Source organism: Enterobacter sp. A103 (assembly GCF_034427535.1).
Classification (GTDB): domain Bacteria; phylum Pseudomonadota; class Gammaproteobacteria; order Enterobacterales; family Enterobacteriaceae; genus Enterobacter; species Enterobacter asburiae_B.
In genome coordinates, this window is the sequence record NZ_JAXQPQ010000041.1 from 1 (window position 1) to 501 (window position 501).

At 64.3% G+C, this 501-nt stretch carries 1 protein-coding gene; it reads left to right on the forward strand.

Annotation, left to right across the window (positions count from 1 at the left end):
- On the forward strand, window positions 1–501 hold a 501-nt coding region (locus SPH27_RS23070; RefSeq protein WP_322435926.1), incomplete at both ends, for a filamentous hemagglutinin N-terminal domain-containing protein.

Sequence of the window (501 nt, forward strand, 5' to 3'; positions counted from 1 at the left end):
GCGTCTGATCAGCTGGATTGTCTGCGGCCTGATGGTCTGGCAGCCTGTGGCACCCGCCGTCGCGGCGGCGCTCACGCCGGCCGGGCAGACCACGGTCGACCGGGCGGGGAACGGGGTGCCGGTCGTCAACATCGCCACCCCGAACGGGGCGGGTATCTCGCATAACCAGTTCAGTGAGTATAACGTCGGCAGCGAGGGGCTTATCCTCAATAACGGCACGGACCGTTTAACCCAAACCCAGCTGGGCGGGCTTATCCAGAACAACCCCAACCTGCAGGCCGGGCGGGAAGCGAAAGGCATCATCAACGAAGTCACGGGCGCCAGCCGCTCGCAGCTGCAGGGCTACACGGAAGTCGCCGGTAAGGCGGCAAACGTCATGGTGGCCAACCCGTACGGCATTACCTGTAACGGGTGCGGATTTATCAACACCCCGAACGTCACCCTGACCACCGGCAAGCCGCAGTTTGACGCCAGCGGTAACCTGCTGGCGCTGGAGGTGAC